At 67.9% G+C, this 24,039-nt stretch carries 24 protein-coding genes and 1 pseudogene; 8 read left to right on the top strand and 17 right to left on the bottom strand.

Annotation, left to right across the window (positions count from 1 at the left end):
• Window positions 1–10: 10 nt before the first annotated feature.
• From OG976_RS10790 to OG976_RS10770, 5 genes are read right to left on the bottom strand one after another with little or no spacing between them, the layout of a single operon-like run.
• Window positions 11–931 (bottom strand): MBL fold metallo-hydrolase, encoded by a 921-nt coding sequence (locus tag OG976_RS10790; RefSeq protein WP_328361688.1) that lies wholly within the window; start codon window positions 929–931, stop codon window positions 11–13.
• Window positions 931–1,689 (bottom strand): LamB/YcsF family protein, encoded by a 759-nt coding sequence (locus OG976_RS10785; protein ID WP_328361685.1) that lies wholly within the window; start codon window positions 1,687–1,689, stop codon window positions 931–933. The genes OG976_RS10790 and OG976_RS10785 overlap by 1 nt, the downstream gene beginning before the upstream one ends.
• 40 nt (window positions 1,690–1,729) lie before the next feature.
• Entirely contained in the window at window positions 1,730–2,596 is an 867-nt protein-coding gene (locus OG976_RS10780; protein WP_328361682.1) for a metal ABC transporter permease, read from the bottom strand.
• On the bottom strand, window positions 2,589–3,401 hold the full coding sequence (locus tag OG976_RS10775; RefSeq protein ID WP_328361679.1) for a metal ABC transporter ATP-binding protein: 813 nt from the start codon (window positions 3,399–3,401) through the stop codon (window positions 2,589–2,591). Before OG976_RS10775 ends, OG976_RS10780 begins: the two co-directional genes overlap by 8 nt.
• 9 nt (window positions 3,402–3,410) lie before the next feature.
• Window positions 3,411–4,325 carry a metal ABC transporter solute-binding protein, Zn/Mn family gene (locus OG976_RS10770; protein WP_442930521.1) on the bottom strand — a complete coding sequence of 305 codons (915 nt, stop codon included), beginning with the start codon at window positions 4,323–4,325 and terminating at the stop codon, window positions 3,411–3,413.
• A gap of 92 nt (window positions 4,326–4,417) precedes the next feature.
• Between OG976_RS10770 and OG976_RS10765 the strand changes: the two genes are divergently transcribed.
• A complete protein-coding gene (locus tag OG976_RS10765; protein WP_328361673.1) occupies window positions 4,418–5,518 on the top strand; it encodes a LacI family DNA-binding transcriptional regulator in 1,101 nt (366 codons plus the stop codon).
• On the opposite strand, the pseudogene otsB reads toward OG976_RS10765, so the two are convergent.
• Together otsB and kstR are read right to left on the bottom strand one after the other, a co-directional pair.
• Window positions 5,518–6,282, bottom strand: a pseudogene (gene otsB, locus OG976_RS10760) (trehalose-phosphatase); the annotation flags it as partial. The gene OG976_RS10765 and the pseudogene otsB overlap by 1 nt on opposite strands.
• A 5-nt stretch (window positions 6,283–6,287) precedes the next feature.
• On the bottom strand, window positions 6,288–6,887 hold the full coding sequence (gene kstR, locus OG976_RS10755; protein ID WP_328363395.1) for a cholesterol catabolism transcriptional regulator KstR: 600 nt from the start codon (window positions 6,885–6,887) through the stop codon (window positions 6,288–6,290).
• Between the two features lie 270 nt (window positions 6,888–7,157).
• On the opposite strand from kstR, the gene OG976_RS10750 reads away from it, so the two are divergent.
• Window positions 7,158–9,266: an acyl-CoA dehydrogenase gene (locus OG976_RS10750; protein ID WP_328361670.1), complete on the top strand. Its 2,109-nt coding sequence runs from the start codon at window positions 7,158–7,160 to the stop codon at window positions 9,264–9,266.
• Between the two features lie 9 nt (window positions 9,267–9,275).
• On the opposite strand, the gene OG976_RS10745 is transcribed toward OG976_RS10750, so the two are convergent.
• Window positions 9,276–10,343, bottom strand: coding sequence for a ferredoxin--NADP reductase (locus OG976_RS10745; protein ID WP_328361667.1), 1,068 nt, complete (start codon window positions 10,341–10,343; stop codon window positions 9,276–9,278).
• 145 nt (window positions 10,344–10,488) lie between these two features.
• On the opposite strand from OG976_RS10745, the gene hsaA reads away from it, so the two are divergent.
• The 3 genes from hsaA (at window position 10,489) to hsaB (ending at window position 13,213) form a co-directional block, all read left to right on the top strand.
• A complete protein-coding gene (hsaA, locus tag OG976_RS10740) occupies window positions 10,489–11,679 on the top strand; it encodes a 3-hydroxy-9,10-secoandrosta-1,3,5(10)-triene-9,17-dione monooxygenase oxygenase subunit (RefSeq protein WP_328361664.1) in 1,191 nt (396 codons plus the stop codon).
• 89 nt (window positions 11,680–11,768) lie between these two features.
• On the top strand, window positions 11,769–12,644 hold the full coding sequence (gene hsaC, locus OG976_RS10735; RefSeq protein ID WP_328363392.1) for an iron-dependent extradiol dioxygenase HsaC: 876 nt from the start codon (window positions 11,769–11,771) through the stop codon (window positions 12,642–12,644).
• A gap of 2 nt (window positions 12,645–12,646) precedes the next feature.
• Entirely contained in the window at window positions 12,647–13,213 is a 567-nt protein-coding gene (gene hsaB / locus OG976_RS10730) for a 3-hydroxy-9,10-secoandrosta-1,3,5(10)-triene-9,17-dione monooxygenase reductase subunit (protein WP_328361661.1), read from the top strand.
• Here the strand turns inward: hsaB and OG976_RS10725 are convergent.
• On the bottom strand, window positions 13,210–13,983 hold the full coding sequence (locus tag OG976_RS10725; RefSeq protein WP_328361658.1) for an alpha/beta fold hydrolase: 774 nt from the start codon (window positions 13,981–13,983) through the stop codon (window positions 13,210–13,212). The genes hsaB and OG976_RS10725 overlap by 4 nt on opposite strands.
• A gap of 151 nt (window positions 13,984–14,134) precedes the next feature.
• Here OG976_RS10725 and OG976_RS10720 point away from each other — a divergent pair, with 151 nt between their 5' ends.
• Window positions 14,135–14,497 carry a nuclear transport factor 2 family protein gene (locus OG976_RS10720; protein ID WP_328361655.1) on the top strand — a complete coding sequence of 121 codons (363 nt, stop codon included), beginning with the start codon at window positions 14,135–14,137 and terminating at the stop codon, window positions 14,495–14,497.
• Window positions 14,498–14,500: 3 nt separating this feature from the next.
• Window positions 14,501–15,346: an SDR family NAD(P)-dependent oxidoreductase gene (locus OG976_RS10715; protein WP_328361651.1), complete on the top strand. Its 846-nt coding sequence runs from the start codon at window positions 14,501–14,503 to the stop codon at window positions 15,344–15,346.
• Window positions 15,347–15,353: 7 nt separating this feature from the next.
• On the opposite strand, the gene OG976_RS10710 is transcribed toward OG976_RS10715, so the two are convergent.
• Window positions 15,354–16,172 (bottom strand): MerR family transcriptional regulator, encoded by an 819-nt coding sequence (locus OG976_RS10710; protein ID WP_328361648.1) that lies wholly within the window; start codon window positions 16,170–16,172, stop codon window positions 15,354–15,356.
• A 132-nt stretch (window positions 16,173–16,304) separates the two neighbouring features.
• Complete coding sequence (locus OG976_RS10705; RefSeq protein ID WP_328361645.1) at window positions 16,305–16,694, bottom strand: hypothetical protein; 390 nt, start codon at window positions 16,692–16,694, stop codon at window positions 16,305–16,307.
• 72 nt (window positions 16,695–16,766) lie between these two features.
• Between OG976_RS10705 and OG976_RS10700 the strand changes: the two genes are divergently transcribed.
• Window positions 16,767–17,303 carry a TetR/AcrR family transcriptional regulator gene (locus OG976_RS10700; protein ID WP_328361643.1) on the top strand — a complete coding sequence of 179 codons (537 nt, stop codon included), beginning with the start codon at window positions 16,767–16,769 and terminating at the stop codon, window positions 17,301–17,303.
• A gap of 16 nt (window positions 17,304–17,319) precedes the next feature.
• Here OG976_RS10700 and OG976_RS10695 read toward each other — a convergent pair whose 3' ends face one another.
• Genes OG976_RS10695 through fadD3 form a run of 6 tightly spaced genes read right to left on the bottom strand, consistent with a single transcriptional unit; the run spans window position 17,320 to window position 23,988 of the window.
• On the bottom strand, window positions 17,320–18,483 hold the full coding sequence (locus OG976_RS10695) for a pyridoxal phosphate-dependent aminotransferase (protein ID WP_328361640.1): 1,164 nt from the start codon (window positions 18,481–18,483) through the stop codon (window positions 17,320–17,322).
• Window positions 18,484–18,488: 5 nt separating this feature from the next.
• Window positions 18,489–19,373: a patatin-like phospholipase family protein gene (locus tag OG976_RS10690; RefSeq protein WP_328361637.1), complete on the bottom strand. Its 885-nt coding sequence runs from the start codon at window positions 19,371–19,373 to the stop codon at window positions 18,489–18,491.
• Window positions 19,374–19,383: 10 nt separating this feature from the next.
• On the bottom strand, window positions 19,384–20,343 hold the full coding sequence (gene ipdE2 / locus OG976_RS10685) for an acyl-CoA dehydrogenase IpdE2 (RefSeq protein ID WP_328361634.1): 960 nt from the start codon (window positions 20,341–20,343) through the stop codon (window positions 19,384–19,386).
• The gene (locus tag OG976_RS10680) at window positions 20,340–21,296 is read right to left on the bottom strand and encodes an acyl-CoA dehydrogenase (protein ID WP_328361631.1); all 957 of its coding nucleotides are present in this window, start codon (window positions 21,294–21,296) and stop codon (window positions 20,340–20,342) included. Before OG976_RS10680 ends, ipdE2 begins: the two co-directional genes overlap by 4 nt.
• A complete protein-coding gene (locus OG976_RS10675) occupies window positions 21,293–22,447 on the bottom strand; it encodes an acyl-CoA dehydrogenase family protein (protein ID WP_328361628.1) in 1,155 nt (384 codons plus the stop codon). Before OG976_RS10675 ends, OG976_RS10680 begins: the two co-directional genes overlap by 4 nt.
• Window positions 22,447–23,988 carry a 3-((3aS,4S,7aS)-7a-methyl-1,5-dioxo-octahydro-1H-inden-4-yl)propanoate--CoA ligase FadD3 gene (gene fadD3 / locus OG976_RS10670; RefSeq protein WP_328361625.1) on the bottom strand — a complete coding sequence of 514 codons (1,542 nt, stop codon included), beginning with the start codon at window positions 23,986–23,988 and terminating at the stop codon, window positions 22,447–22,449. Before fadD3 ends, OG976_RS10675 begins: the two co-directional genes overlap by 1 nt.
• Window positions 23,989–24,039 lie beyond the last annotated feature (51 nt).

Raw genomic sequence — 24,039 nt, 5'->3', positions numbered from 1 at the left:
CGGTCAAGGCTCAGGCCCACGGATCGGTGCGTTGCCACACCGTCGGCAGGTGCAATCCCACGCCGTCACGGTCGGCCAGGCGTGACAGCACCCGCATCGTGACATCGAGATCGTCCGCGGCGTAGGGCAGCGCCCGAAGCGGCTCGGACAGTGGCCGGAAGAAGTCGTCCCAGTGGATCAGGATAACTTGTTGTGCACCAACGGCTCCGACCGTGTGCTGCCAGTACTCGGTGATGTAGTCCTCGGGTTGCACGCCGAGCTGACCGATGCCGAGGTAGACCACCTCGGCACGCCGGCCCTCGAGTGCCCCGGGCACGAATCCGGCGCTGCCCTGGATCAGAAGCCTGCGGTCGCTGGCTGCGTGGTGGATGAGCGTGGACCACGCCTCTCCGCAGCGGTACGCCGAGGCCTTGGCCGGCGGGACGACGGGTTCGGTGATCTCACCGGGGAAGCGATCCGGTGGGCAGTGGTGCGATTCGATCAGCGTGATGTCGTAGGGTCCGATGCTCATCGGCTCACCGGGATGGGCGACGACAACGCTGCCCGAGGAAAGACCCTGTCCGCGAGCGACATTGGCGGCTGACTCGCCGCCGATCAGCTGTGCCCCGGTCCGCTGGGCGACCACCGCGGAGTCCATGACGTGGTCGAAGTGGGTGTGCACGGGCAGCACCGCGGCAAGCCGGGTGATCTTGGCCCGGTTCAGGCAGTAGTCAATCCGCGACTCCGACGGGGTGAGCCGCCGCAATCCCACCTCGAGCAGGCTCGGGCGGGAGAAGAAGCCGTCGGTGAGCACCGCGGTCGTGCCGTCGTCGACCAGTAGCGTCGACACGCCCAGCCAGGTGATGGCCAGTGCTGCATCCGGTTCGGCGGCGGTCAGGTCGAAACGGCCGCGGTAGTCGCCGATGTCGGGACGGCCGAGCTTGAGTCGCATCAGGCGAATGCCGTCAACTCGACGCCCGCGGCAAGCAGGCGTTCCCGAACCGCCGTGGCGATTCCCACCGCACCCGGTGAATCGCCATGTACACAAACAGATTCCACCTCGACGTTGATCGTGGTCCCGTCTATCGCCGTGACCTGCCCGGCGGTGACCATCGTGGAGACACGGTCGGCGATCTGAACCGGGTCACGCAGTACCGCGCCCGTGTCGCGCCGGGACACCAGCTGGCCGTCGGGCTGGTATGCGCGATCGGCGAAAGCCTCGGCGACGGTGCGGAGGCCCAGTGTGCGTGCTTCTTCGAAGAACACCGACCCGGCCAGACCGAGCACCGGAAGACCTGGGTCGACGGCGTGGACTGCCTGCGCGACGGCGCGGGCCTGCCCGCGGTCGTTGACGATCGTGTTGTACAGCGCGCCATGAGGTTTGACGTAGCCGACGCTTGCCCCCGCGGCCTGGGCCAGGGCCCGGAGCGCACCGATCTGGTAGATGATGTCGGCGGTCAGCTCGGCGGGCTCGACGTCGATGTAGCGGCGGCCGAAGCCGGCCAGGTCGAAGTAGCCGACCTGTGCCCCGATCCGCACACCGGACCGCGCCGCCGACTCACACGTGCGGGCCAGGCGCACCGGATTGCCCGCGTGGAAGCCGCACGCGAGGTTCGCGCTGGTGACGATGCCGAGCATGGCGTCGTCGTCGCCGAGTTCCCAGACGCCGAAGCCCTCACCCAGGTCTGCATTGAGATCCACCGATGGCACCAGCCCAGCCTATGGGTCGCCGGGTGGCACCGGAAAGCGCCTACGCCGCCGCCGGGTCATGCTGGCGCCGGCTGATCGCCCAGCACACCAGGTAGATCACGAACGAGATCGTCGTGACGAACACCGACACCGGAACGCCGGGCGCCAGCGATAACACGATGCCCGCGACCGCCGAGACTTCGGCGAAGACCACCGAGGCCGCGATCACCGCCACCGGTGAGCTGAACACCCGCGCCGCGGCAGCCGCCGGGGTGATCAGCAGCGACATCACCAGCAGGGCACCGACGATCTGCACGCCCTGGGCGGCGACCACCCCGACCAGCGCGGCGAACACGATGCCCAGCGCCCGTACCGGCACGCCCCGCGCCGCGGCCACCTCGGGGTCGGCCGTCGCGAACAGCAGCGGGCGGTAGCTGACCGCCAACACCACGATCACCGCCACCGTCACACCCACCAACAGCGCGAGCCCGGAATAGCCGACCCCCACGATCTGGCCCGTCAGCAGCGCGAAGCTGGTTCCGGTCCGGCCCGGGTAGAGGTGGATGAACAACACCGCCAGACCGAGGCCGAAGGCCAGCACCACACCGATCGCGGAGTCCCGCTCGCGGGCTCGCTGGCCCAGCACCCCGAACAGGATCGCCGCCAGCCCGCAGCCCAGCAGTGCGCCGAGGCCGACGTTGAAGCCGGCCAGCAGTGCGAAGGCCGCGCCGGTCAGTGACAGCTCACTGGACCCGTGTACCGCGAACGACATCTGGCGCATCACGATGAACGGGCCGATCAGTCCGGCCACCAAGGCCAGCAGTGCGGCCGCGATCAGGGCCTGCTGGACGAAGTCGCGGCCGATGAGGTCCGCGGTCACGTCGAACGCGAACAGGTGGCCCAGCAGGTGGGAGAGCTCGTCACTCATGGGTGTGGCCCTGGGTGTGCCCGGAGTGGTCGAAGTGTTCGCCGACGACCACGTAACGATTGCCGACCTGGACCACCTGAATGTCGGCGCGGTAGAGCTCTGAGAGCGTCTCGGAGGTCATCACCTCGGCCACGGTGCCGATCCGGAACCGGCCGTCGACCAGATAGATGACCCGGTCGACGTAGGGCAGCACCGGGTTGACCTCGTGGGTGACGAACAGCACCGCAGTACCGAACTGCCGGCGCCGGTCGATGAGCTGGGCGACCAGCCGGGCGTTGGCCGGGTCGAGGTTGAGCAGCGGCTCGTCGCACAGCAGCAGCACCGGGTCGCTGGCCAACGCCTGGGCGACCCGGACCCGCTGCAATTCACCTCCGGACATCACCCCGACCGCCACCTTCGCCAGCTTCAGCGCGTGCACCTGGGCCAGCGCCCGGTCGACGGCCTCGCGGCGATGGTGCCGTGCGGCGCGATTCAGCGGCGCTACGCCCCAGCGGTGTCCGTCGATACCGAGGCCGACGAGGTCACGGCCGCGCAGGCTCAGCCCGCGGTCGACGGCACGGTGCTGGGGCACGTACCCGATCTTCTCGCTTCCGGCCTCGACGGGGCGGCCCTGGATCGTCGCGGTGCCTGCCGACAGCGGCAGCTGGCCGAGCAGAACCTTGAGCAGCGACGTCTTGCCGGTTCCGTTCGGCCCGAGGACCGCGATGAATTCACCGGCGGACACCGTCAGGTCGAGGTGATCCCACAGCACCCGGTCGCCGAAGGCCAACCGGGCACCGCTCAACGACACGACCTCGGCAGCCACAAGCAGTGATTATCGGTTCTGCTGCAATGCGCCCGCCAACCGGTTGGCGGTATCGCGCTGCCAGGACAGATAAGTGCTGCCTGCGGGCAGGGTCTCGGTGACCCCCACGATCGGCACTCCGGCGCTCTGGGCGGCCGCCTGGACCTGCTTGGTTACCGGGGTGATGGTCTGTTCGTTGAACACCACGGCAGCGACCTGGCGGTTGTTGATCAGGTCGAGCATGGCGGCGACGTCGACGGGAGCCGGGTCGGTGTCCTGCTCGACGGCGCTGGCGAATCCCTCCGGCGTCTTGTCGGTCAGCCCGGCGGCCTCCAGCAGGTAGTGCGCGACGGGTTCGGTGGCCACCACGGCCGCGCCGGGGTGGGTGGTGCGGATCGACTTCTCGGTCTGTTCGATGGCGTCGGCGTCGCGGTTGAAGTTCGCGACGTTGGTCTTGTAGTCGGCGGCGTGTGCCGGGTCGTCCTGCGCGAGCTTGTCGCCGATCGAGGTGGCCACCGCTTTGACGGTGCCGAGGTCGTAGAAGACGTGTTCGTTGGCGGGGTTGGGTTCACCGGTGGCGCTGAGCAGTTTGTAGGCGTCGATCGAGGCGACGCCGGGATGGCCGACCAGCACATCGTCGACCCAGTGGTCGTAGCCGCCGCCGTTGTAGACCACCAGGGAGGCATCGACGATCGAGGCCGCATCCGACGGGCTGGCCTCGAAGGAATGCGGATCGGCTGCCGGGTCGGTGATGATCGAGCTCACCTTGGCGTGGTCTCCGGCGACGGCCTGCGCGACGCTGCCCCACACGTTGGTCGAGGCGACGACGGTCGGGGTCGCGGACTTGGCTTCTGCCCCGCCGGTGTTCTTGTCACCGCCGCACGCGCTCAGCCCGATTGACAACACCAACGCCGACACTGCGACAACCGCACCTGCGCGCACGATCACTCCTTCTAATACAAATGAAAACCGTTTCCAATAAAGTCTAGAGTACCGATGCGGGGTTAGCGCAAGTCGATCCGCTAGCCTCACAGAGCATGTCCAGAAGTCCTGCGCCGCGGCGCCGGGCGACGTTGGCTTCATTGGCCGCCGAACTCAAGGTTTCGCGCACCACGATCTCCAATGCCTACAACCGTCCCGACCAGTTGTCGGCCGATCTGCGCGAGCGTGTGCTGGACACCGCCAAGCGCCTCGGCTATCCCGGCCCCGACCCGGTGGCGCGCTCACTGCGAACCCGTAAGGCCGGCGCGGTGGGGTTGCTGATCACCGAACCTCTGACGTACTCGTTCAACGACCCGGCGGCACTCAATTTCGTTGCCGGACTGGCAGAATCGTGCGAAGAGGTTGGGCAGGGCCTGCTTCTGGTCGCGGCCGGTCCGGGCCGCAGTGTCACCGACGGCACCAATGCGGTGTTGTCGGCAGGAGTGGACGGGTTCGTCATCTATGCCGCCTCCGACGACGACCCCTACCTGCAGACCGTGTTGCAACGGCACCTGCCGCTCGTCGTCGTCGATCAACCCAAGGACGTCCCGGGGGCGTCGCGCGTGTGCATCGACGACCGGGCCGCGATGCGCGGGATGGCCGAGTATGTGATCGGCCTGGGTCACCATGAGATCGGTCTGCTGACAATGCGACTGGGCAGGGAGCCCGGCCCGGACGGCCAGGGAATCGGACTGGTGACTCCGGATCGGTTGCGGCATTCACACTTTCACGTTCAGAGCGAGCGTATCGCCGGGGTTCTCGACGCCATGGCGTCGGCGGGTCTGGATCCGGGAACCCTGACGATCGTCGAGAGCTACGAACACCTACCGGCCTCCGGCGCCGCGGCCGCCGAACGCGCTCTGCAGGCGAACCCGCACCTGTCCGCACTGATGTGCACCACGGACGTGCTGGCCATCTCGGCGATGGATTACCTACGCGCCCATGGCATTTACGTCCCCGGCCAGATGACCGTGACAGGCTTCGACGGAATTCCCGACGCTCTGAACCGGGGGTTGACCACGGTGTCACAGCCCAGCCTGGAGAAGGGCAAGCGCGCCGGGCGCCTGCTGCACAGCCCACCGCGCGACGGGCTGCCCGTCATCGACGTGCTGCCGACCGAACTGGTCCGCGGCCGCACCGCCGGACCGGCGGCCTAACCCACCAGCCAGTCGCGGCGGATCTCGTGTAACACCTGCAAGGCCAGCGCCACGTCGTCGGGCGTCTCGACCCGGTACCCGGCGCGGGTGTCGCCCGGGCCCACCTTGACCCCGACGTCGGTTCCGCCCAGCCGGCTGAAGGCCTTCTCGTCGGTGACGTCGTCGCCGAAGAACACGGTCGCGTCGGCCTCGCCGCGCCGCCGCAGCAACTCCAGCGCCTCGCCCTTATCGGTGTCGATCACCGCGAACTCCCGGACCGCCTTTCCCTCGGTGACGTGGACGTCCCAGCCCTCGACAGCTGCCAGCGCGGCGTCGAGCGCCTGCTGGGCGTGTTCAGGAGCCGCGTTTCGGACGTGGAAGGCGACGCTGACGGGCTTGGTCTCGAGGGTCGCGCCCGGATACCGGGCGACGACGGCGGCCATCGTCTGCTCGAGGTCGACCAGCAGCGCCTTGGCCGAATCGTCGACGGCGTCGAGGAAGTCGGCGTCGAACTCCGAACCATGGCTGCCCACCAGGTGCACGTCCGACGGTGCGCCGGAGAGCACGGCCAGGTCGCGGCGCGCCCGACCGGAGATCAGCGCGGCCGAGGTCGCCCGCAGGGTGGCCAGCGCTGCCAAGGCTTGTGCTGCAGCCGGGATGGCACGCGCATCGGCGGGGTTGGACACGATCGGTGCGATGGTGCCGTCGAAGTCGGACGCCACCAAGAGTCGGGGAACCCGCGCGACGTCGGTCAGCGCACGGTGCAGATCGTCGGGGACGGCCACCGGCTCTAGGGCGCGCCCTCGTCGCCGATCAACAGCCGCACCGCGAGATCCAGACGTTTGCTGACGTCGGTGGCCGAGGCGCGCCGCGTCAGCCAGGCGAGCAGGTTCGACAACCACACATCGGAGATGACGCGGGCGATGTGGTACTGGTCTTCGGTCGGTTCGCCATCGCTCATCGCCCTGGCGAACATGCTGTCGATGATCTTCTCGACGTGATCAACTTCACCGGCCGCCGAGGCGTCGGCGAACACGTAGGCCCGGGTCATCGCCTCGGTCAGCAGCGGGTTGCGCTGCATCGCCCGGTTGAGCTTGCCCACCATGAAATTCAGCCGGTGGAAGGGCGTGCCACCGGAGACGGTGGACCGGTCGGTCTTGGCGTCGATGCGCTCGAACTCGCGGGCCAGGGCCGACACGAGCAGATGCACCTTCGACGGGAAGTAGCGGTAGAGCGTTCCGACGGCCACGTCGGCGCGGTCGGCGACCGCGCGCATCTGCACGGCCTCGTAACCGCCCTTGGAGGCGATCGCCATGGTGGCGTCGAGGATGCGCTTGCGACGCTCGCGCTGCGCCTCGGAGCCGAGCTCCGATTCGGCGAGCACCGACACCGGCATCACCTCACGCGGCTGCGACCCGGATCCGGCCGAGGATTTTTGCGCGGGCGATGACATGGCTGGACGGCTCCTTCCGTGCGCGGTCGTGGAGAAACGATACGCATTGCTACGGTGCGCGGCGCTTCTGTTCATCCCCCACGTCGGCCGCGTGTCCTGCTGGTTAGGCGGTCGACTTGACGGTTGATCGCTGGCACTATTAGAACACGTTCTAGTGGGCCGAGAAGTTATTCAGCGGCCCTTCTTTGTCAAACCTAGGAGCCGACGGTGTCAGCGACCATCACCGACGAACAGTTTGCCGCCCGCGAGTTGGTTCGCAGCTGGGCCTCGTCAGCGACAGCGCACGCCGCGGTGCGGGAGGTCGAGCAGGGCAGTCCCGACGCCTGGCGGCCGGTCTACTCGGGGCTGGCCGAGCTCGGGCTGTTCGGAGTGGCGGTACCCGAGGAGGCCGGCGGCGCCGGCGGATCGCTTCAGGATTTGACCGCCATGGTCGAGGAGGCGGCCCGTGCGCTGATCCCCGGACCCGTGGTGACGACTGCTCTGGCCACCTTGGTGGTGACCGACCCGGAACTGCTCGACGCCCTCGCCTCGGGACAACGGACGGCCGGCGCGGCGCTGCGCGCCGATCTGCGCGACGAGGGTGGGCGGGTGTCGGGCACCGTCGAGGCGGTGCTGGGTGCCGACGCGGCTGGTGTGCTGCTGCTGCCGGTCGGTGACGCTGTCGTCCTGGTCGACGCCGCCGGTGACGGTGTGGCGGTCGAGCTACTGGAGGCCACCGACTTCTCCCGTCCGCTGGCCAGGGTGTCGTTGACCTCTGCCCCGGCCACCACCCTGCCGGTCTCGCGCAGGCGGTTCGAGGATCTGGCTGCGACGCTGTTGGCGGCCGAGGCGGCCGGGGTGGCGCAATGGGCCCTGGAGACCGCCACCGAATACGCCAAGGTGCGGGAGCAGTTCGGCAAGCCGATCGGCAGCTTCCAGGCGATCAAGCACATGTGCGCCGAGATGCTGCTGCGCTCGCAGCAGGCCGCGGTGGCCGCAACCGACGCGGCGGTGGCAGCGTCAAGCGCCGATGACGAGGACCAGCTTGCGATCGCCGCCGCCATCGCCGCGGCCATCGGAATCGGCTCGGCCCAGACCAATGCCAAAGACTGCATCCAGGTGCTCGGTGGCATCGGGATCACCTGGGAGCACGACGCTCACCTCTATCTGCGGCGCGCCTACGGCATCGGGCATTTCCTGGGTGGCCGGCCGGCATGGCTGCGCCGCGTCGCCGCGCTGACGCTGCAGGGGGTGCGCCGCGAACTGCACGTCGATCTGGAGTCGGTGGCGCACCTGCAGCCCGAGATCGCCGCCGCCGTCGCCGAGGTGGCGGCGTTGCCGCTCGAGCAGCGCCAGCCGGCGTTGGCAGGCAGTGGCCTGCTCGCCCCGCACTGGCCGAAGCCCTACGGCCGCAACGCTTCTCCGGCCGAGCAGCTGTTGATCGACCAGGAATTGGCTGCCGCGGGTGTGCAACGCCCCGATCTGGTGATCGGCTGGTGGGCGCTTCCGACCGTCCTCGACGCCGGCACCGCCGAACAGATCGAGCGGTTCGTGTCGCCGACGCTGCGTGGCGAGCTCATCTGGTGTCAGCTGTTCAGCGAGCCGGGCGCAGGCTCGGACCTCGCCGCGCTGCGAATGAAAGCTGTTCGGGCCGAGGGGGGTTGGCGCCTGACCGGACAGAAGGTGTGGAACTCCGCTGCGCAGAAGGCGCATTACGGGGTGTGCCTGGCCAGAACGGACCCGGACGCGCCCAAGCACAAGGGCATCACCTACTTCATCGTCGACATGAAGACCCCGGGCATCGTGGTGCGCCCGCTGCGTGAGATCACCGGCGATGAACTGTTCAACGAGGTCTTCTTCGACGACGTGTTCGTGCCCGACGAGCTGGTGGTCGGCGCGGTCAACGACGGCTGGCGGCTGGCCCGCACCACTCTGGCCAACGAGCGTGTCGCGATGGCCGGTGGCACCGCCCTGGGCAACCCGGTGGAGGAGATGTTGCGGGCGGTGGCGCAGAGCGAACTCGACACCGCACTGCAGGACCGGGTGGCTGAGCTCATCCTGTCCGCGCAGGCCGGTTCACTGCTGGATCAGCGCATCGCCCAGCTTGCGGTCGGCGGTAAGGACACCGGTGCAGAAGCCAGTGCCCGCAAGCTGATCGGTGTTCGGCACCGCCAGGAGCTGGCTGAATTCCGGATGGAACTGTCCGAGTCCGCAGGTGCCGTCGTCGACAAGCGAGTGCACGACTTCCTCAACACCCGGTGCCTGTCCATCGCCGGCGGTACCGAGCAGATCCTGCTCACCATGGCCGGTGAACGGCTACTCGGCCTGCCCCGCTGACCGGACGGGCTACTCGTCGTAGGTGACTTCGACCGAATCGGTCTTCGGCAGTGCCTGGCAGGCCAGGATCAGGCCGTCGGCGATGTCATCGGGCTCCAGGACGTCGTTGATGTCCATCTCCACGTCGCCGGAACGCATCACCACCGCGCATGCGCCGCAATGGCCTTCGCGGCACGAGAACGGCACGTCGAGCCCCTTGTCGATGAGGACGTCGAGCAGTTTGGCGCTGCGCGGCCACGACACGGTGTGCGTCTTCCCGTCGAGTTCGACAACCGCGGTCGCCGGCGGCTCGTCGCCCTCGTCGGTGATCTTGACGGCGGCGAACGGGTCGGTGTCCAGCGACCGGAACACCTCGACGTGCACCTGTTTGGCGGGGACCTTCAGCGACTCCAGTGCGTCCTGGGCGGCCTGCATGAACGGACCGGGACCACAGATGAAGGCCTGCCGGTCGGTGTACGGCGACATCAGCTTGCTCAGCGCGGGCGTGCTCGGCAGTCCCTGAACGGACTCCAGCCAGTGCACGACCGTCAACCGGTCGGGGTACTTGGCGGCGAGCTCGCGCAGCGCGGCGGCGAAGATGACGTTGTTCTCGTCGCGGTTGGCATAGAGCAGCGTGACCTGGCCGCCACCCTGTGAGAGTGCCGACTTGCAGATCGCCAGCATGGGGGTGATGCCGCTGCCGGCGGCGATCAGCAGGAAGTCATCGTCGAGCGTCTTGGGCACGAAGGTTCCGGACGGCGCCAGCACATGAATCCGCATGCCCTTGTGTGCGTGGTCGCACAACCAGTTCGAGGCGTATCCGTCGACGGTGCGCTTGACCGTCACGGTCAGGGCGTCGTCGGTGAACGGCGAGCTGGACAGCGAATAGCAACGGGCCACCGAACCGGTGCGGTCGCTGGGGATACGCAACGTCAGGAACTGGCCGGGTGCGTAGCGCAGCCGCTCGGCGGGAACGTCGGCACCCGCAGGCACGCCGAACACCAGCGAGCGCGCGTCGCTTGTCTCGGCGACGACGTCGGTCACTTCCAGTTCGAGGACGTGGCTGCCCAAGGGCTCGTCCGGCGGCACCTGCGTCACGTTGCTTAGCCTTCCCTTTCGCAGAACTAGAACAGGTTACAGAAATGACCATCCATACCGCCACCAGCCCCAGTACCGGCCTGCTCGACACAAATCGTAACGTGTTCTAGTCTGGGTGCAGTAACGCATTTCTGGGAGGCATGCAGTGACGTCCATTCAACAGCGTGACGCGCAATCGGTCCTAGCCGGTATCGACGAGTTGCTCCCGAGGCTGCGGGGGCGGGCCGAGGCGACCGAGGATTTGCGCCGGGTAACCGACGCGACGGTCGCCGAACTCGACGAGGTCGGGTTCTTCAAGCTGGTACAGCCCGAACAGTGGGGCGGCCTGCAGGCCGACCCGACGCTGTTCTTCGAGGCGGTGCGCCGGTTGGCCAGCGCCTGTGGGTCCACCGGCTGGGCGATGGGCATCCTCGGTGTACACAACTGGCACCTGGCCCAGTTCGAGCAGCAGGCCCAGGAGGACGTCTGGGGTGACGATCCGACCGTGCGGATCTCGTCGTCCTACGCCCCGATGGGCGCCGGCGTGGTGACCGAGTCCGGCGATGGCTACATCGTCAACGGCGCCTGGCGCTGGTCGTCGGGATGCGATCACGCCAGCTGGACGTTCGTCGGTGGCCCGGTGATCAAGGACGGCCGGCCCGTCGACTTCGGCAGCTTCCTGATTCCGATCAGTGACTACAAGATCATCGACGACTGGTATGTGGTCGGGCTCAAGGGCACCGGTTCCAAGACGTTGGAAATCAAGGACGTCTTCGTGCCACGGCACCGCTTCCAGTCGTTCAAAGCAATGAGCGACGGCACCGCGCCCGGCCTCAAGACCAATACCGCGCCGGTGTACAAGATGCCGTGGGGCACAATGCATCCCACCACCATCTCGACTCCGATCGTCGGTATGGCCTTCGGCGCCTACGACGCTCACATCGAGCACCAGGGCAAGCGGTTGCGTGCCGCCTACGCCGGCGAGAAGGCCAAGGACGACCCGTTCGCCAAGGTCCGGATCGCCGAGGCGGGAAGCGATATCGACGCGGCCTGGCTCCAGCTGAAGGGCAACCTCGCCGACGAGTACGCCCTGCTGCTGGCGGGCAAGGAAGTTCCGCTGGAGCTTCGCGCCAAGGCTCGCCGCGATCAGGTGCGTGCCAGCCAGCGTGCGATCGCGGCGATCGACCGACTCTTCGAGGCAGCCGGCGCCACCGCCCTGCAGACCGAGACTGCGCTGCAGCGGTTCTGGCGTGATGCGCACGCCGGCCGGGTGCACGCCGCCAACGATGCCGAGCGGGCCTACGTGATGTTCGGCAACCAGGAGTTCGGTCTGCCTCTCGGCGACACCATGGTGTAGCCGGTCGCAGCGGTTCGGCGAGTTCGACAAGTTCGACAAATCGACTTCCTCGGAGGGGCGCACCCGTGAGCATCAAGGCACTCGGCTACATGCGAATCGAGGCCACCGACGTGGCGGCCTGGCGTGAATTCGCGCTCAAGGTTCTCGGCATGGTGGAAGGCGACGGGGCCACCCCCGATGCTCTCTATCTGCGCATGGACGACTTCGCGGCCCGCCTGGTGATCGTGCCCGGCGAGCAGGACCGGTTGCTGGTCTCGGGCTGGGAGGTCGCCGATGCGACCGCGCTGCAGGGTCTGCGGGAAACCTTGGCCAAGGCCGGTGTCGACTTCGTCGAAGGCACTCGCGAGGACAAGTCGGAACGACGCGTCGAGGGGCTGATCCGGTTCTCCGATCCGGCCGGCAACGTTCTCGAGGCGTTCCACGGTGCGCAGTACCTGGGCCGCCGCTTCGTCAGCCCGTACGGGCACAAGTTCGTCACCGCCGAACAGGGCCTTGGGCACGTCGTGCTCACCTGTGACGACGATGCCGCCGCGCAGGCCTTCTATCAGGATGTGCTGGGCTTCCGGTTGCGGGATTCGATGAGCCTGCCGCCCCAGATCGCCGGGCGCCCGGCCGACGGTGATCCGGTCTGGCTGCGGTTCTACGGCTGCAACCCGCGCCACCACGCGCTGGCCTTCATGCCGATGCCCAACCCGACCGGCATTGTGCACCTGATGGTCGAGGTCGAGAACTCCGACGACGTCGGCCTGTGCCTGGACCGTGCGCTGCGCCGCAAGGTGAAGATGTCGGCGACGCTCGGCAGGCACACCAATGACAAGATGCTGTCCTTCTACATCAAGACTCCGGGTGGCTTCGACATCGAATTCGGCTGTGAGGGTTTGCAAGTCGAAGATCAGGGCTGGGTCGCCCGGGAGAGCACAGCTGTCAGCCTGTGGGGGCACGACTTCTCGGTGGGCTTCAAGTAGCGATGTCCGCCACCGAGATCGACCCGCGCACGTTCCGGCACGTGCTCGGCCAGTTCTGTACTGGCATCACCATCATCACCACGATGCACGACGATGTGCCCAACGGCTTTGCGTGCCAATCGTTTGCGGCGCTGTCGCTGGAACCGCCGCTGGTGTTGTTCTGCCCGACCAAGGTGTCGCGGTCGTGGCAGGCCATCGAGGCCAGCGGCAAGTTCTGCGTCAACGTGCTGACCGAAAAGCAGCGAGACACCTGCGCGCGGTTCGGATCCCGGGAGCCGGACAAGTTCGCCGGGGTGGATTGGCATCTGTCCAAACTCGGTTCCCCGGTGCTGGACAACTCGCTGGCCCACATCGACTGCACTGTGCATTCGGTGCACGACGGGGGCGACCATTTCGTGGTCTTCGGTCTGGTGCACTCGCTGTCTGAGGTGCCGAAGGTCAAACCGCGTCCGCTGCTGTTCTATCGCGGCGAGTACACCGGCATCGAGCCGGACAAGAACACCCCCGCACAGTGGCGCGATGACCTCGAGGCCTTCCTGACCACCACCACCAACGACACCTGGCTCTAGGCCCGCGTCTGCTCGTCGATGAATTCGACGATCGTCGACGCCACCGCCCGGTGCACCGATTCGTTGAGGACATCGTGGCGCGCCTCGGCGAACTCGGCCAGTCGCAGGGCCGGTATCTGCTCGGAGTACGCGCGGACCGCTCCGATCGGGGCGATTGGATCGTTGGACCCGTGCACCGCCAGCGTCGGGACGGTCAGGGCGGGCAGTTCGGCGCCGAACCGGTCCCAGGCCCGGTCCAGCTCCCTGGTCAGCGCCGTACCGTCGGACTCCACGAATGCCAGCGGGTCGTTCTCCAGCGAGTCGACGTAGAACGGGTCGCTGGACAGCCAGCTCGGATCGAGTTCGAACGAGGAGTCGGTGTCGAGCAGCTCGGGAACCGCTACCACCGGCGCGCCGGAGATCACGCCGGCCCGGTAGCGGTTCGGCTGCTCCAGGAGCCGGAACAACGTGACGATCGATCCGAACGAATGTCCTTGAGCGACAAGCGGTATGCCGGGGGTGGACTGCTCGGCCAACTCGGTGAGCGACTCGGCGAGTGCCGAGCTGTCCTCGATGGTGCCGAAGTTGCCGCGGGGGCCGGGGGACAGGCCGTGGCCGATCTGGTCGACCGCCCACAGGTCGATCCCGGCGGCGTTGAGGGCGAAGCCGTAGCGGTGGTAGAGGCCGGTGTGTTCACCGAAGCCGTGCAGGAAGATCACCGCGGCCCGCGGATCGGCCGCGGCCCAATGCCGGTAGTAGATGCGCTCGCCGTTGTGCTCGATGAAGGGCATGTGATGACTGCACCAGCTGAGGCGGTGCACCGCAACATTTTCGCTCAGCGCGCGCCGGTTTCCAGCCAGGGCGCCGGCCATGTCAGCCATCCGAATCGTGATCGCCTCGACGGCTTGACCCTCTCCCTGGGGGAAGGCGCAGGGTGGCGGTATGACAACGGACAACACCGAAAGCACCATGGCCTGGAACGCGCTTCCCGCTGTGGTCAGGACGTACCTCACCGCACACCGGTCCGGTGACGTCGCCGCAGCGATCGACACCTTCACAACCGACGCCGCAGTAACCGACGAAGGCCACACCGAGCATGGCCGCGAGGCGATCGAGAAGTGGCTGGGTAGTGCGGGCAGCGAGTACACCTTCACGACCGAGTTCACCGGAGCCACCGCGACGGATGCCGCACACATCGACGCGCTCCAGCGCCTGGTTGGAAACTTCCCCGGCGGGGTCGCCGACCTGCACTACCGGTTCACGCTGGAAGACGACCTCATCACCCGACTCGTCATCGAGCCCTGAACGATGACGAAGAACTGGTTCATCACCGGCGGCACCCCGGGTGGATTCGGGATGGCCTACGCCGAGGCCGCACTGGAGATCGGCGACCGGGTGGTGCTCACGGCACGGCGGCCCGCGGAACTGGAAGGCTGGGCCGGGGCATACGGCGACCGGGTGTTGGTTGTGCCGCTCGACGTCACCGATGCAGGGCAGGTGCAGACCGCGGTCGGAACTGCCGAGCAGCACTTCGGCGGCATCGACGTGCTGGTCAATAACGCCGGACGCGGGCAGTACGGGTCGATCGAAGGCATGGCGGACACCGATGTCCGCGCGATGTTCGAGCTGAATTTCTTCGCGCTGCTCGCCGTCATCCGGACTGTGCTTCCGGGTATGCGCGCCCGCAGAAACGGGTGGATCGTCAATATGTCCTCGGTGGCGGGGCGTAGTGGCGTCACCGGATTCGGCTACTACAGTGCGACCAAGTTCGCCGTCGAGGCCGTCACCGAGGTACTCCGCGACGAGGTCGCGCCGCTCGGTATTCAGGTGATCGCGGTCGAGCCGGGAGCCTTCCGCACCCAGGCCTACGCCGGCTTCGCCGACGAGCCGATCGCCGAATCCATCGCCGCCTACCGGCCGATGTTGGAGCAGGTCCGCTCGGCGATGGTGGAGCAGGACGGCACTCAGCCCGGTGACCCGCAGCGCGGGGTTCGTGCGGTGATCGCCGCCATGGCACAGGATCCGGCTCCTCGACGGCTGGTCCTCGGCAGCAGCGGGGTCGACGCGGTCGTCGCAATGCTCGAGAGTTCGCTCGCAGAGGTCCGCGCCAACGAGGCGCTGTCCCGCGCCGCGGACTTCCCGTCGGCGAACTGACCTGGAACTACCCCGGTGCGGGGGCGAGTTGAAACACCGGCCAGCCGATCTCGGTCCGCCAGCTGGTCGAGTCTTCGGTGTCACGAGGCCCGACTGCGTAGGTCTCGTGAATCGGTCCGTCGACGGCCAACGCGTGGCTGACGACCCACGCGCCGAGGCGGCCGTAGGTCACGTCGATGTCGTCGTGCGATCCCGGATGGACGGCGACGGCGAGGTCCGCCGCCGGAAGTTCGACGACGTCGATGCGGCCGGATCGCCGCGGGGTATGCACCGACCGGAAAACCGTCATCGCTCCGGCGCCGTGGGTGAACAGCGCATTCGCGTAGTGCCCACCGGGCGGTCCGGTGCGTTCCCCGGGTGGGAAGGCCTCATCCAGCTCGGCCATCGCAGCGTCGTACCAGCGCAGCGAATCACCAACGCGCACTTGATCGGTGATCGCGGCGACGGTGCGGGCAGGCACTGAGCGCAGCTCGACGTGAACTTCGGCCGGGTCCGGGCGCAGCAGCCGTCGCAGCGACACGACGGCCGCCTGGGTGCGGGTCAACTCGGCCTCCAGTCGCTGCAAGTGACCCGCGATCACCTCAGCCCGTTCCTGCGGATCGTCGGTGGAGAGGATCGACCGGACCTCGGCTAGTGGCAGATCAAGCCGGCGGAGTTGGTGGATCACCTGAGCGGTGGGAATCTGCTCGGGCGAGTAGTACCGGTAGCCCGAGATCGAGTCGACCGATGCCGGCTCGAGTAGTCCGGCCTCGTGGTAGCGCCGCAGCGTCCGCACACTCAGGTGTGTCACCGTGGCGAACTCGCCGATCGTCAGTTGGGAACGCACGCCCTATCCCTCCTCGAACTGCCTCGACCCTCCGCCGGAGAGCGACAACACCCGAACCGCAATCTATAGCGCTGGTGCTCGCCGTGTCCTACACCATGGACGGTGGGTGGAGCACCCGGCTGAGATTGCTATTCAGCGTGAGCTTTTGAGGGCACTCGCGCCAAGCGCAACAAACAGAGCAGCGCCCGCCGTAGCGCCGAGCAGCGTGGTCTTGGGCGCGCCGGCCCGCACTGCGATCAGGGAGGCGACGACGTCAGCGGAGTCGCAAACGATCCCGGCCTGCAGGACGGCTTTGCGCACGCTGGGGTCCGGATGGTGTACCGCCGCGCCCAGGACGAAGTCGCGGATCCCGAAGAGCCGGGCCACCAATCCGGGGCTGCCGCCGGCTGCGATCGGTCCGAGGCCGAATGCGCGTGACGACAGCGCGGGGCTGACCCAGCTGATCGCGCCGGCGAACATCCGGATGACCGACATGGCAGTTGCGCCGGGGTGTTTCTGAGGTGCTGTCGACAGTGCGGTCATGGCCCACCTTCCAGTGGTTTGTAGTGGTTACTACGAACCATAAATGTAGTTACTACTACAATCAAGACCCTGATGGGGCACAAATTCACGCGCGAGCAGCTTCTCGAAGGCGCCGTAGGACTGGCATTGACCGACGGACTGGGTGCGCTGACCTTCGGGCGACTCGCCAAACGGATGGCAACCAGCGACCGCGTTGTCGTCTACTACTTTCCCAGCAAGACAACGCTTGTCAGCGACGTTCTGATCGAGATCGGCAACCGCCTGCAGGCAGTACTGGCCACCGCGTTCACCGGACCGGCAGCGGGCCACCGCCAGCTGGCGAAGACCGCCTACGCGGTTCTGGCCGATGAGGACACCGATGCCATCTTCGCCGTCTACTTCGAGGCCTGCGGGCTGGCGGCGGCGGGCGTGCAACCGTTCCAGGAGCTGGCCGCAGCACTGGTCGACGGGTGGGTCGGCTGGCTGTCCGGGTTCTTCCGCGGCACCCCCAAGCAGCGCCGTGCCGAGGCGGAGGCCACGCTGGTCCTGATCGACGGTGTGCTGCTCATGCGGCAGTTGGGCGGCGCGCAGGCTGCCGACCGCGCGGCCAAGGTGCTGGGCTTGCTGTGAATGCGCGGGTTCCGGCCTAACCGGCCAGCCACGGCCCCAACCGGCGCAGTGCCTCGTCGATATCGGTGGCCGGGCCGGCGAAGGACAGCCGGACGAACGAGTTGCCGCTGACGGTGTCGAAGTCAACCCCCGGTGCGATCGCCAAACCGGTATCAGCCAAAAGCTTCTCGCAGAACCTCAGCGAGTCCGAGGTGAAGTCCGAGACGTCGGCGTAGACGTAGAACGCACCATCGGTCGGAGCCAGCCGGGTGATGCCGATCTGGCGTAGCCCACTGAGCAGGGTCTCGCGGTTGAGGGCGTACTGGTTCAGGTGCCCCTGCGCCTCGGCGATGGCCTCCGGGGTGAACGCGGCCACCGCGGCGTACTGCGGCAGCACCGGCGGGCAGATGGTGAAATTGCCCGTCAGGCAGTCCACTGCCCGGCGCAGCTCGGCGGGCACCAGTAGCCAGCCCAGCCGCCATCCCGTCATCGCGAAGTACTTCGAAAAGCTGTTCGCCACAATGGCATTGCGGGAGGTCTGCCAGGCGCACGAGGTCGGCGGGGCACCCGGGTAGACCAGACCGTGATACACCTCGTCGCTGATCAGCCGCACTCCGGTCTGGTCACACCACGTCGCGATCGCGGCCAGTTCCGAGGGGTCGATGACCGTCCCGGTCGGGTTGGCCGGGCTGGCCACGATCACACCCTGCACCGGCGGGTCGAGTTCGGCGAGCATCTGCGCGGTCGGCTGGAAGCGAGTCTCGGGACCGCAGGCGATCTCGACCACCTCGCACCCCAGGGCCGACAGGATGTTGCGGTAGCAGGGGTAGCCGGGGCTGGCGATCGCGACCCGGTCGCCGACGTCGAAACAGGCCAGGAACGCCAACAGGAATCCACCCGAGGAGCCGGTGGTCAGCACCACGTCGTCGAGGCTGACGTCGATGCCGTAACGGTCGGCGTAGGAGCCGGCGATGGCCTCGCGCAGTTCAGGGATCCCCAGCGCGACGGTGTAGCCGAGCTGATTGGCTTGCAGTGCAGCCATTGCGGCTGCGCGAACCGGCTCCGGAGCGCCCGCCTTCGGCTGGCCGGCCGACAGGTTGACCAGATCGCCGTGGGTGCGCTGTCGCTCGGCGGCGGCCAGCCACACGTCCATGACGTAGAACGGCGGAATTCCGGCCCGGAGCGCAACGCGATCGTTCACCGGATTCACGCTAGAGCACCCTTCTCCGGCAGAGGCTGACGGTACAGCCCGGGTCCGTCGACGCGAAGCTCGTCGAGGAACCGCCGCGCCGACAGGTACGCGTCCTCGATCAGCTCGGCGGTGTGGGTGAAGTCCAGCGGCGAGACCAGCCGCGGCGCGGGACCGGGCAGGTACACCACCGGCATGCTCTCCGCCAGCAGCGTCGCCTCGGACACCGATTGCGAATGCATGGTCACCAGTGCGGTGTACAGGATGATGTCGGCGATGGTGTCGGTCGAGCTCGGCAGCTGACCGGGAAAGAAGCAGTCCAGCACCACCAGCGAGCGGGCGCCCATCGCGACTGCCTGGCGCATCGGCACGTTGGCCACCACGCCGCCGTCGTAGAGACGATGCCCAGCGTGGTCGACGGGTGGATAGATGCCCGGGATGGCGGCGCTGGCCAGCAGCGCGGGCAGCAGCGGGCCTTCTTGGAGTACATAGGGCTGCGCGGTGGCGACATCAACGGTGACGGCCGCGAACGGCAGCACTAGATCAGCGAAATCCGTTGTTGGACCGAGAAAGTCGGCGATGACGGCGGCGAGTCCGGTGTTGGGGAACAGGTGGGTCTTGACCCGCTGCAACAGCAGCGCCTGGGCGATCAGACCGCCGGGAAACACTTCCTCCCGTGTCATCCTTGCCCACGCGTGGGACAACCGGTGGGCGGCCCCGACCGGGTCGGACGCCAGCACGGCCCCATTGATCGATCCGACCGAGGTACCGGCCACCAGGTCGGGATCGATGTCTCGCTCGCTGAGCGCCTGCAGCATGCCGACCTGGACCGCCCCCAGGCTGCCACCCCCGCCGAGGACGTACCCGATCGGACGGGGCAGGTTCACCGCGGTGGACTTCACCTAAGTCAGGCTAGAACACCTCGGATTCGAGCCTGCGCAATTGGTCGCGCGGTGGCCCGAACAGCTGGGCGCTGCCGTGCGCCCGCTTGAAGTACAGCTGGATGTCGTGCTCCCAGGTGATGGCGATGCCGCCGTGCAACTGGATGGCCTCGCCGGCGACCGTGGTGAACGCCTCGCTCGCCGACAACCGGGCCAGGGCCGCCGACACCGGCGTGGGGTCGGCAACCGCGTCACCGACCAGTGCCCGTGCCGATTGCACCAACACGTACAGGTCGGCCATCCGGTGCTTGAGCGCCTGGAAACTGCCGATCGGCCTGCCGAACTGCACCCGCTCCTTGGTGTAGGCCACCGTCAGCTCCAGACAGCGCGCGGCCGCGCCGACCTGTTCGGCGGCCAGCAGGATCGCGGCGATGTCGGCCAGGCCGGGATCGTTGCCGATCGGCTCGGTCGATCCGGGGGTGACCCGGGCCAGCCGGCGCGTCGGATCGACGGTCGGTGTCACCTCGGCGGTGACGTCGTTCCAGCGTTCCAGGCGGGCGCCCGCTGTGTCCGTTTCCAAGCCCACCACCACGTCGGCGATATCGCCGTTGACCACAAAGTCGGGATCGAGCGCGACGGCGCCGATCGCCGCGCCTGCGGCCAGTTGTTCGAGCAGCTCGCCGTCGGGTTCGTCGGCCGCCAACAGTGCGAGCTCGGCCAGTGTGGTCCCCAGCAGTGGTGTCGGCACCAGGGCGCGGCCCAGTTCCTCGAGAACCGCTGCTGCGTCGGCCAATTCACCGCCAGCACCGCCGAGCTCCTCGGGCACCACAAGCGCGGCGACACCGACCTGCTCGCACAGCAGCGTCCACAGCGACTCGTCGTACCCGCGGGGTGACTGCATCGCCTCACGCACTGCAGCCGACGATGCGTGCTTGTCGATCAGGGCTACGACGGTGTCGCGCAGCATCTGCCGTTCTTCCAGCGACGTCATGCCAGTGCCTCCAGTACGCGACGGCGGTGGGTGGTGGGGTCGCCCCAGGCTGAATGCAGCGCCTGTACCCGCAGCAGCCACAGCGACAGGTCGTGTTCGGAGGTGAACCCGATGGCACCGTGGGTCTGCAGCGACGAGCGCGCGGCCAGCAGGGCGGCCTCGGAGGCGGCCGCTTTGGCCGCGCTGACGTCGCGGGCGGTATCGGCTGATCCGTCGGCCAGCGACAGGGCGGCTCCGTAGACCAGCGGACGGGCGAGTTCCAGGGCGATGTGCACGTCGGCCAGCTTGTGCTTGATGGCCTGGTAGCTGCCGATGATGCGGCCGAACTGGCTGCGCTGCTTGGCGTACTGGACCGACAGGTCCAGCATCGCCTGGCCCGCTCCGACCAGCTGAGCGGCGGTGGCCAACGCCCCGTACTCGAACGCCTTCGCCACGTCGGCGGCTCTCTGGTCGCCTGTTCCGGTGACGTCGAACAACTTTCGGGACGGGTCGACGGACTCGTGGGCACCACCGGCGGTGGCGTCGGCGACTTTGCCGTCGTGAGCCAGCAGCACGAGTCCGGCGAAGTCGGCGTCCGCGGCGCGGGGCACCACCGGCGGCAGTGCCACCGTGGCGATGAGCTCACCGGCGGCCAGCGCCGCAGACCGCTCGTCGTCAGCAAGCAGAACCGGTGCGACCGCGATGGATTCGGCCACCGGGCCCGGCACGGCCCAGCGGCCCAGTGCCTCCAGCGCCACCACCAGGTCCACCGGGTGGGCCTCGATGCCGTCGAACTTCTCCGCAACGGCCAGGGCGGTGACGCCGAGGTCGGTCAGCGTCGCCCAGACCTTGCGGCCCGGGGCGGTGTCGCCCTGCGCCCAGGCCCGCACCGCGCTGGGTACGTCGGCGGCCCCCAGGGCGGCGTCGATGCTCGCCGCGAAGTCATGCTGCTGTTCGTCGAGTGCGAATTTCATTTCGTCTTCCCGGAGCTCGCGGAGGGTTCCTTGGGCAGCCCGAGCAGTCGCTCGGCGATGATGTTGCGCTGAATCTCGTTGGTGCCGGCGTAGATCGGGCCGCCCAGCGCGAACAGCAGACCGTCAGTCCATGAGCCCGCGAGTTCGGCGTCCGCGCCGCGAAGCTCCAGGGCGGTCTGGTGGAGTGCCACGTCGAGATCCGACCAGAACACCTTGGTGACCGATGACTCGGCGCCCAGCTCGCCGCCCTCGGAGAGCCTGGTCACGGTCCCGAACGTGTGCAGTCGATATGCCTGCGCCTTGATCCAGGCGTCGGCCACCCGGTCGGCGTAGGCGGGGTCGGAGCCGTGTGACGTCCACGCCTGAACCAGCCGCTCGGCCGGCGCCAGGAAGCGCGCCGGGCTGCGCAACGACATGCCGCGCTCGTTGCTGGTGGTGCTCATCGCCGCCCGCCAGCCTTCGTGTACCGAGCCGATCACGTCATGGTCGGGCACGAACACGTTGTCCAGGAAGATCTCGCCGAACCCGGTGTCGCCGCCCAGCTGCGCGATCGGGCGCACCGTCACGCCGTCGGCCTTGAGGTCGAACATGAAGTAGGTCAGCCCGCGGTGGCGCTCGGCGGTCGGGTCGGACCGGAACAACCCGAATCCGCGGTCGCCGAACGGCGCCCGGCTGCTCCAGATCTTCTGGCCGTTGAGCAGCCAGCCGCCGTCGGTCTGGGTCGCGGTCGAGCGCAGCGAGGCCAGGTCGCTGCCGGACTCCGGCTCGGACCAGGCCTGGGCCCAGATCTCCTCGCCGCTGGCCATTTTCGGCAAAACGCGGTCCAGCTGCTCCTCAGAGCCGTGCGCGAACAGCGTCGGCGCCAGCATGGAGGTGCCGTTGGCGCTGGCGCGCCCTGGGGCTCCGGCGCGGAAGTATTCCTCCTCGTAGACCACCCATTGCAGCAGGCTCGCGTCGCGGCCGCCGTATTTCTTCGGCCAGGTGATCACCGACAGCCCGGCGTCGAACAGCACCCGGTCCCATTGCCGGTGCTGCTTGAAACCCTCTGCGGTGTCATAGGACTTGGTCGGCAGCGACGCCTTGTTGGCTTCCAGGAAGTCGCGCACCTCGTCGCGGAATTCTCGGGTGGCGTCGTCGTAACTGAGATCCATCAGACCATCTCTCGCAGTGTGGGTTTGACCACTTTTCCGCCGGGGTTGCGGGGCAGTGCTGCCAGGAACACCACCGAGCGTGGTGCCTTGAAGTTCGCCAGATGCTGTCGGGTGTAGTCGATGACGGCCTGCTCATCGAGGTCGCTGTCGGGCCGCCGCACGATGAACGCCCTACCGACCTCGCCGAGCCGCTCGTCGGGTACTCCGATCACCGCGGCGTCGGCGACACCGTCGAGGCGGGCCAGCACCTGCTCGATCTCGGCGGGGTAGACGTTGAAGCCGCCGCAGATGTACATGTCCTTGAGGCGGTCGGTGATGCGCAGATTGCCTGCGGCGTCGACTGTTCCGATATCGCCGGTGTGCAGCCAGCCGTCGGCGTCGATGGCGGCGTCGGTGGCGGCCGGATCGTCGAGGTAGCCGAGCATGACGTTGGGCCCGCGCAGCAGCACCTCGCCGGCTCCGGTCTGCTCAGGGGAGTCGATCCGTAGCTCGAAGTCGGCGATCGGGCGTCCGCAGGTGGTCGCCACGGTCACCGCGTCGTCGTCGGCGCGGCACATGGTGCCGAATCCGCTTGCCTCCGTGAGGCCGTAGGCGGTCAGCACGATGTCGAAGTCGAGTTCGGCCTGCATGCGTTCGATGAGCACCACCGGGACGGTTGCCGCGCCGGTGACCGCAAACCGTAGTGAGCTCAGGTCGTAATCCTTGCGGGCCGGGTGGTCGAGCAGTGTCTGGAAGATTGTCGGCGGCCCGGGCAGCACCGTCACCCGGTGTTCTTCGACGATCCGGAAGGCCTGCTCCGGGTCGAAGGTCAGCTGCGGGATCAGCGCGGCGCCGGTCTGCAGGCAGGCCAGGATGGCGGCCTTGAAGCCGAAGTTATGGAAGAACGGGTTGATGCACAGATAGCGGTCGGAGCGGGTGAGCTGACCGCACGCCGCCCACGCGGCCGGTGCCGCCAGCGACTGCCGATGCGCGCACAGGACACCTTTGCTGCGGCCCGTGGTGCCCGAGGTGAACAGGATGTCGGAGACGTCGTCGCCGGACAGCGCTGCGGCTCGGCTGTCGACCTCCGACGGCGGCGCCGTGGGGCCCGCCATGAAGTCGTCCCACGTTCCGTCGTCGGTATCGAGGGGGACCCGGACGATGTCCCGCAGATCGGGCAGCGCGGCGCGGTCGAGGTCGGCCACCCGGTCGGTGTCCAGGAAACGTCCCATCGCGATCAGCAGCGGGGCCTGAGTGCGGGCCAGGATGTCGGACGCTTCCGCGGCGGTGTAGCGGGTGTTCAGCGGAACCACCACGGCGCCGGCGTAATGGGTGGCCAGGCAGGCAACCACCCAGTGCCACGTGTTCGGCGACCAGATCGCCACCCGGTCGCCGACGTCGACCCCGAGCCCGATCATTGCCGCGGCGGCGCGGCGCACTTCCTCGCGCAGTTCGGCGAAGGTGAAGGTGCGCTCCTCGGTTATCAACGCCTCACGGTCGCCCAGTTCGCGGGCCATCCGGTCCAGCACCGCGGGCGTCGTGCGCGGGTCGCTGCGCTCCATCGATGCTCCTTTGGTCTTGCTCACAAGGGTCTCGCGCCGTCATCACCGACC

The organism is Mycobacterium sp. NBC_00419 (genome assembly GCF_036023875.1).
Classification (GTDB): domain Bacteria; phylum Actinomycetota; class Actinomycetes; order Mycobacteriales; family Mycobacteriaceae; genus Mycobacterium.
The sequence above is the reverse complement of the archived record's forward strand: the minus strand, read 5'-3'. Positions and strand labels throughout refer to the sequence as shown.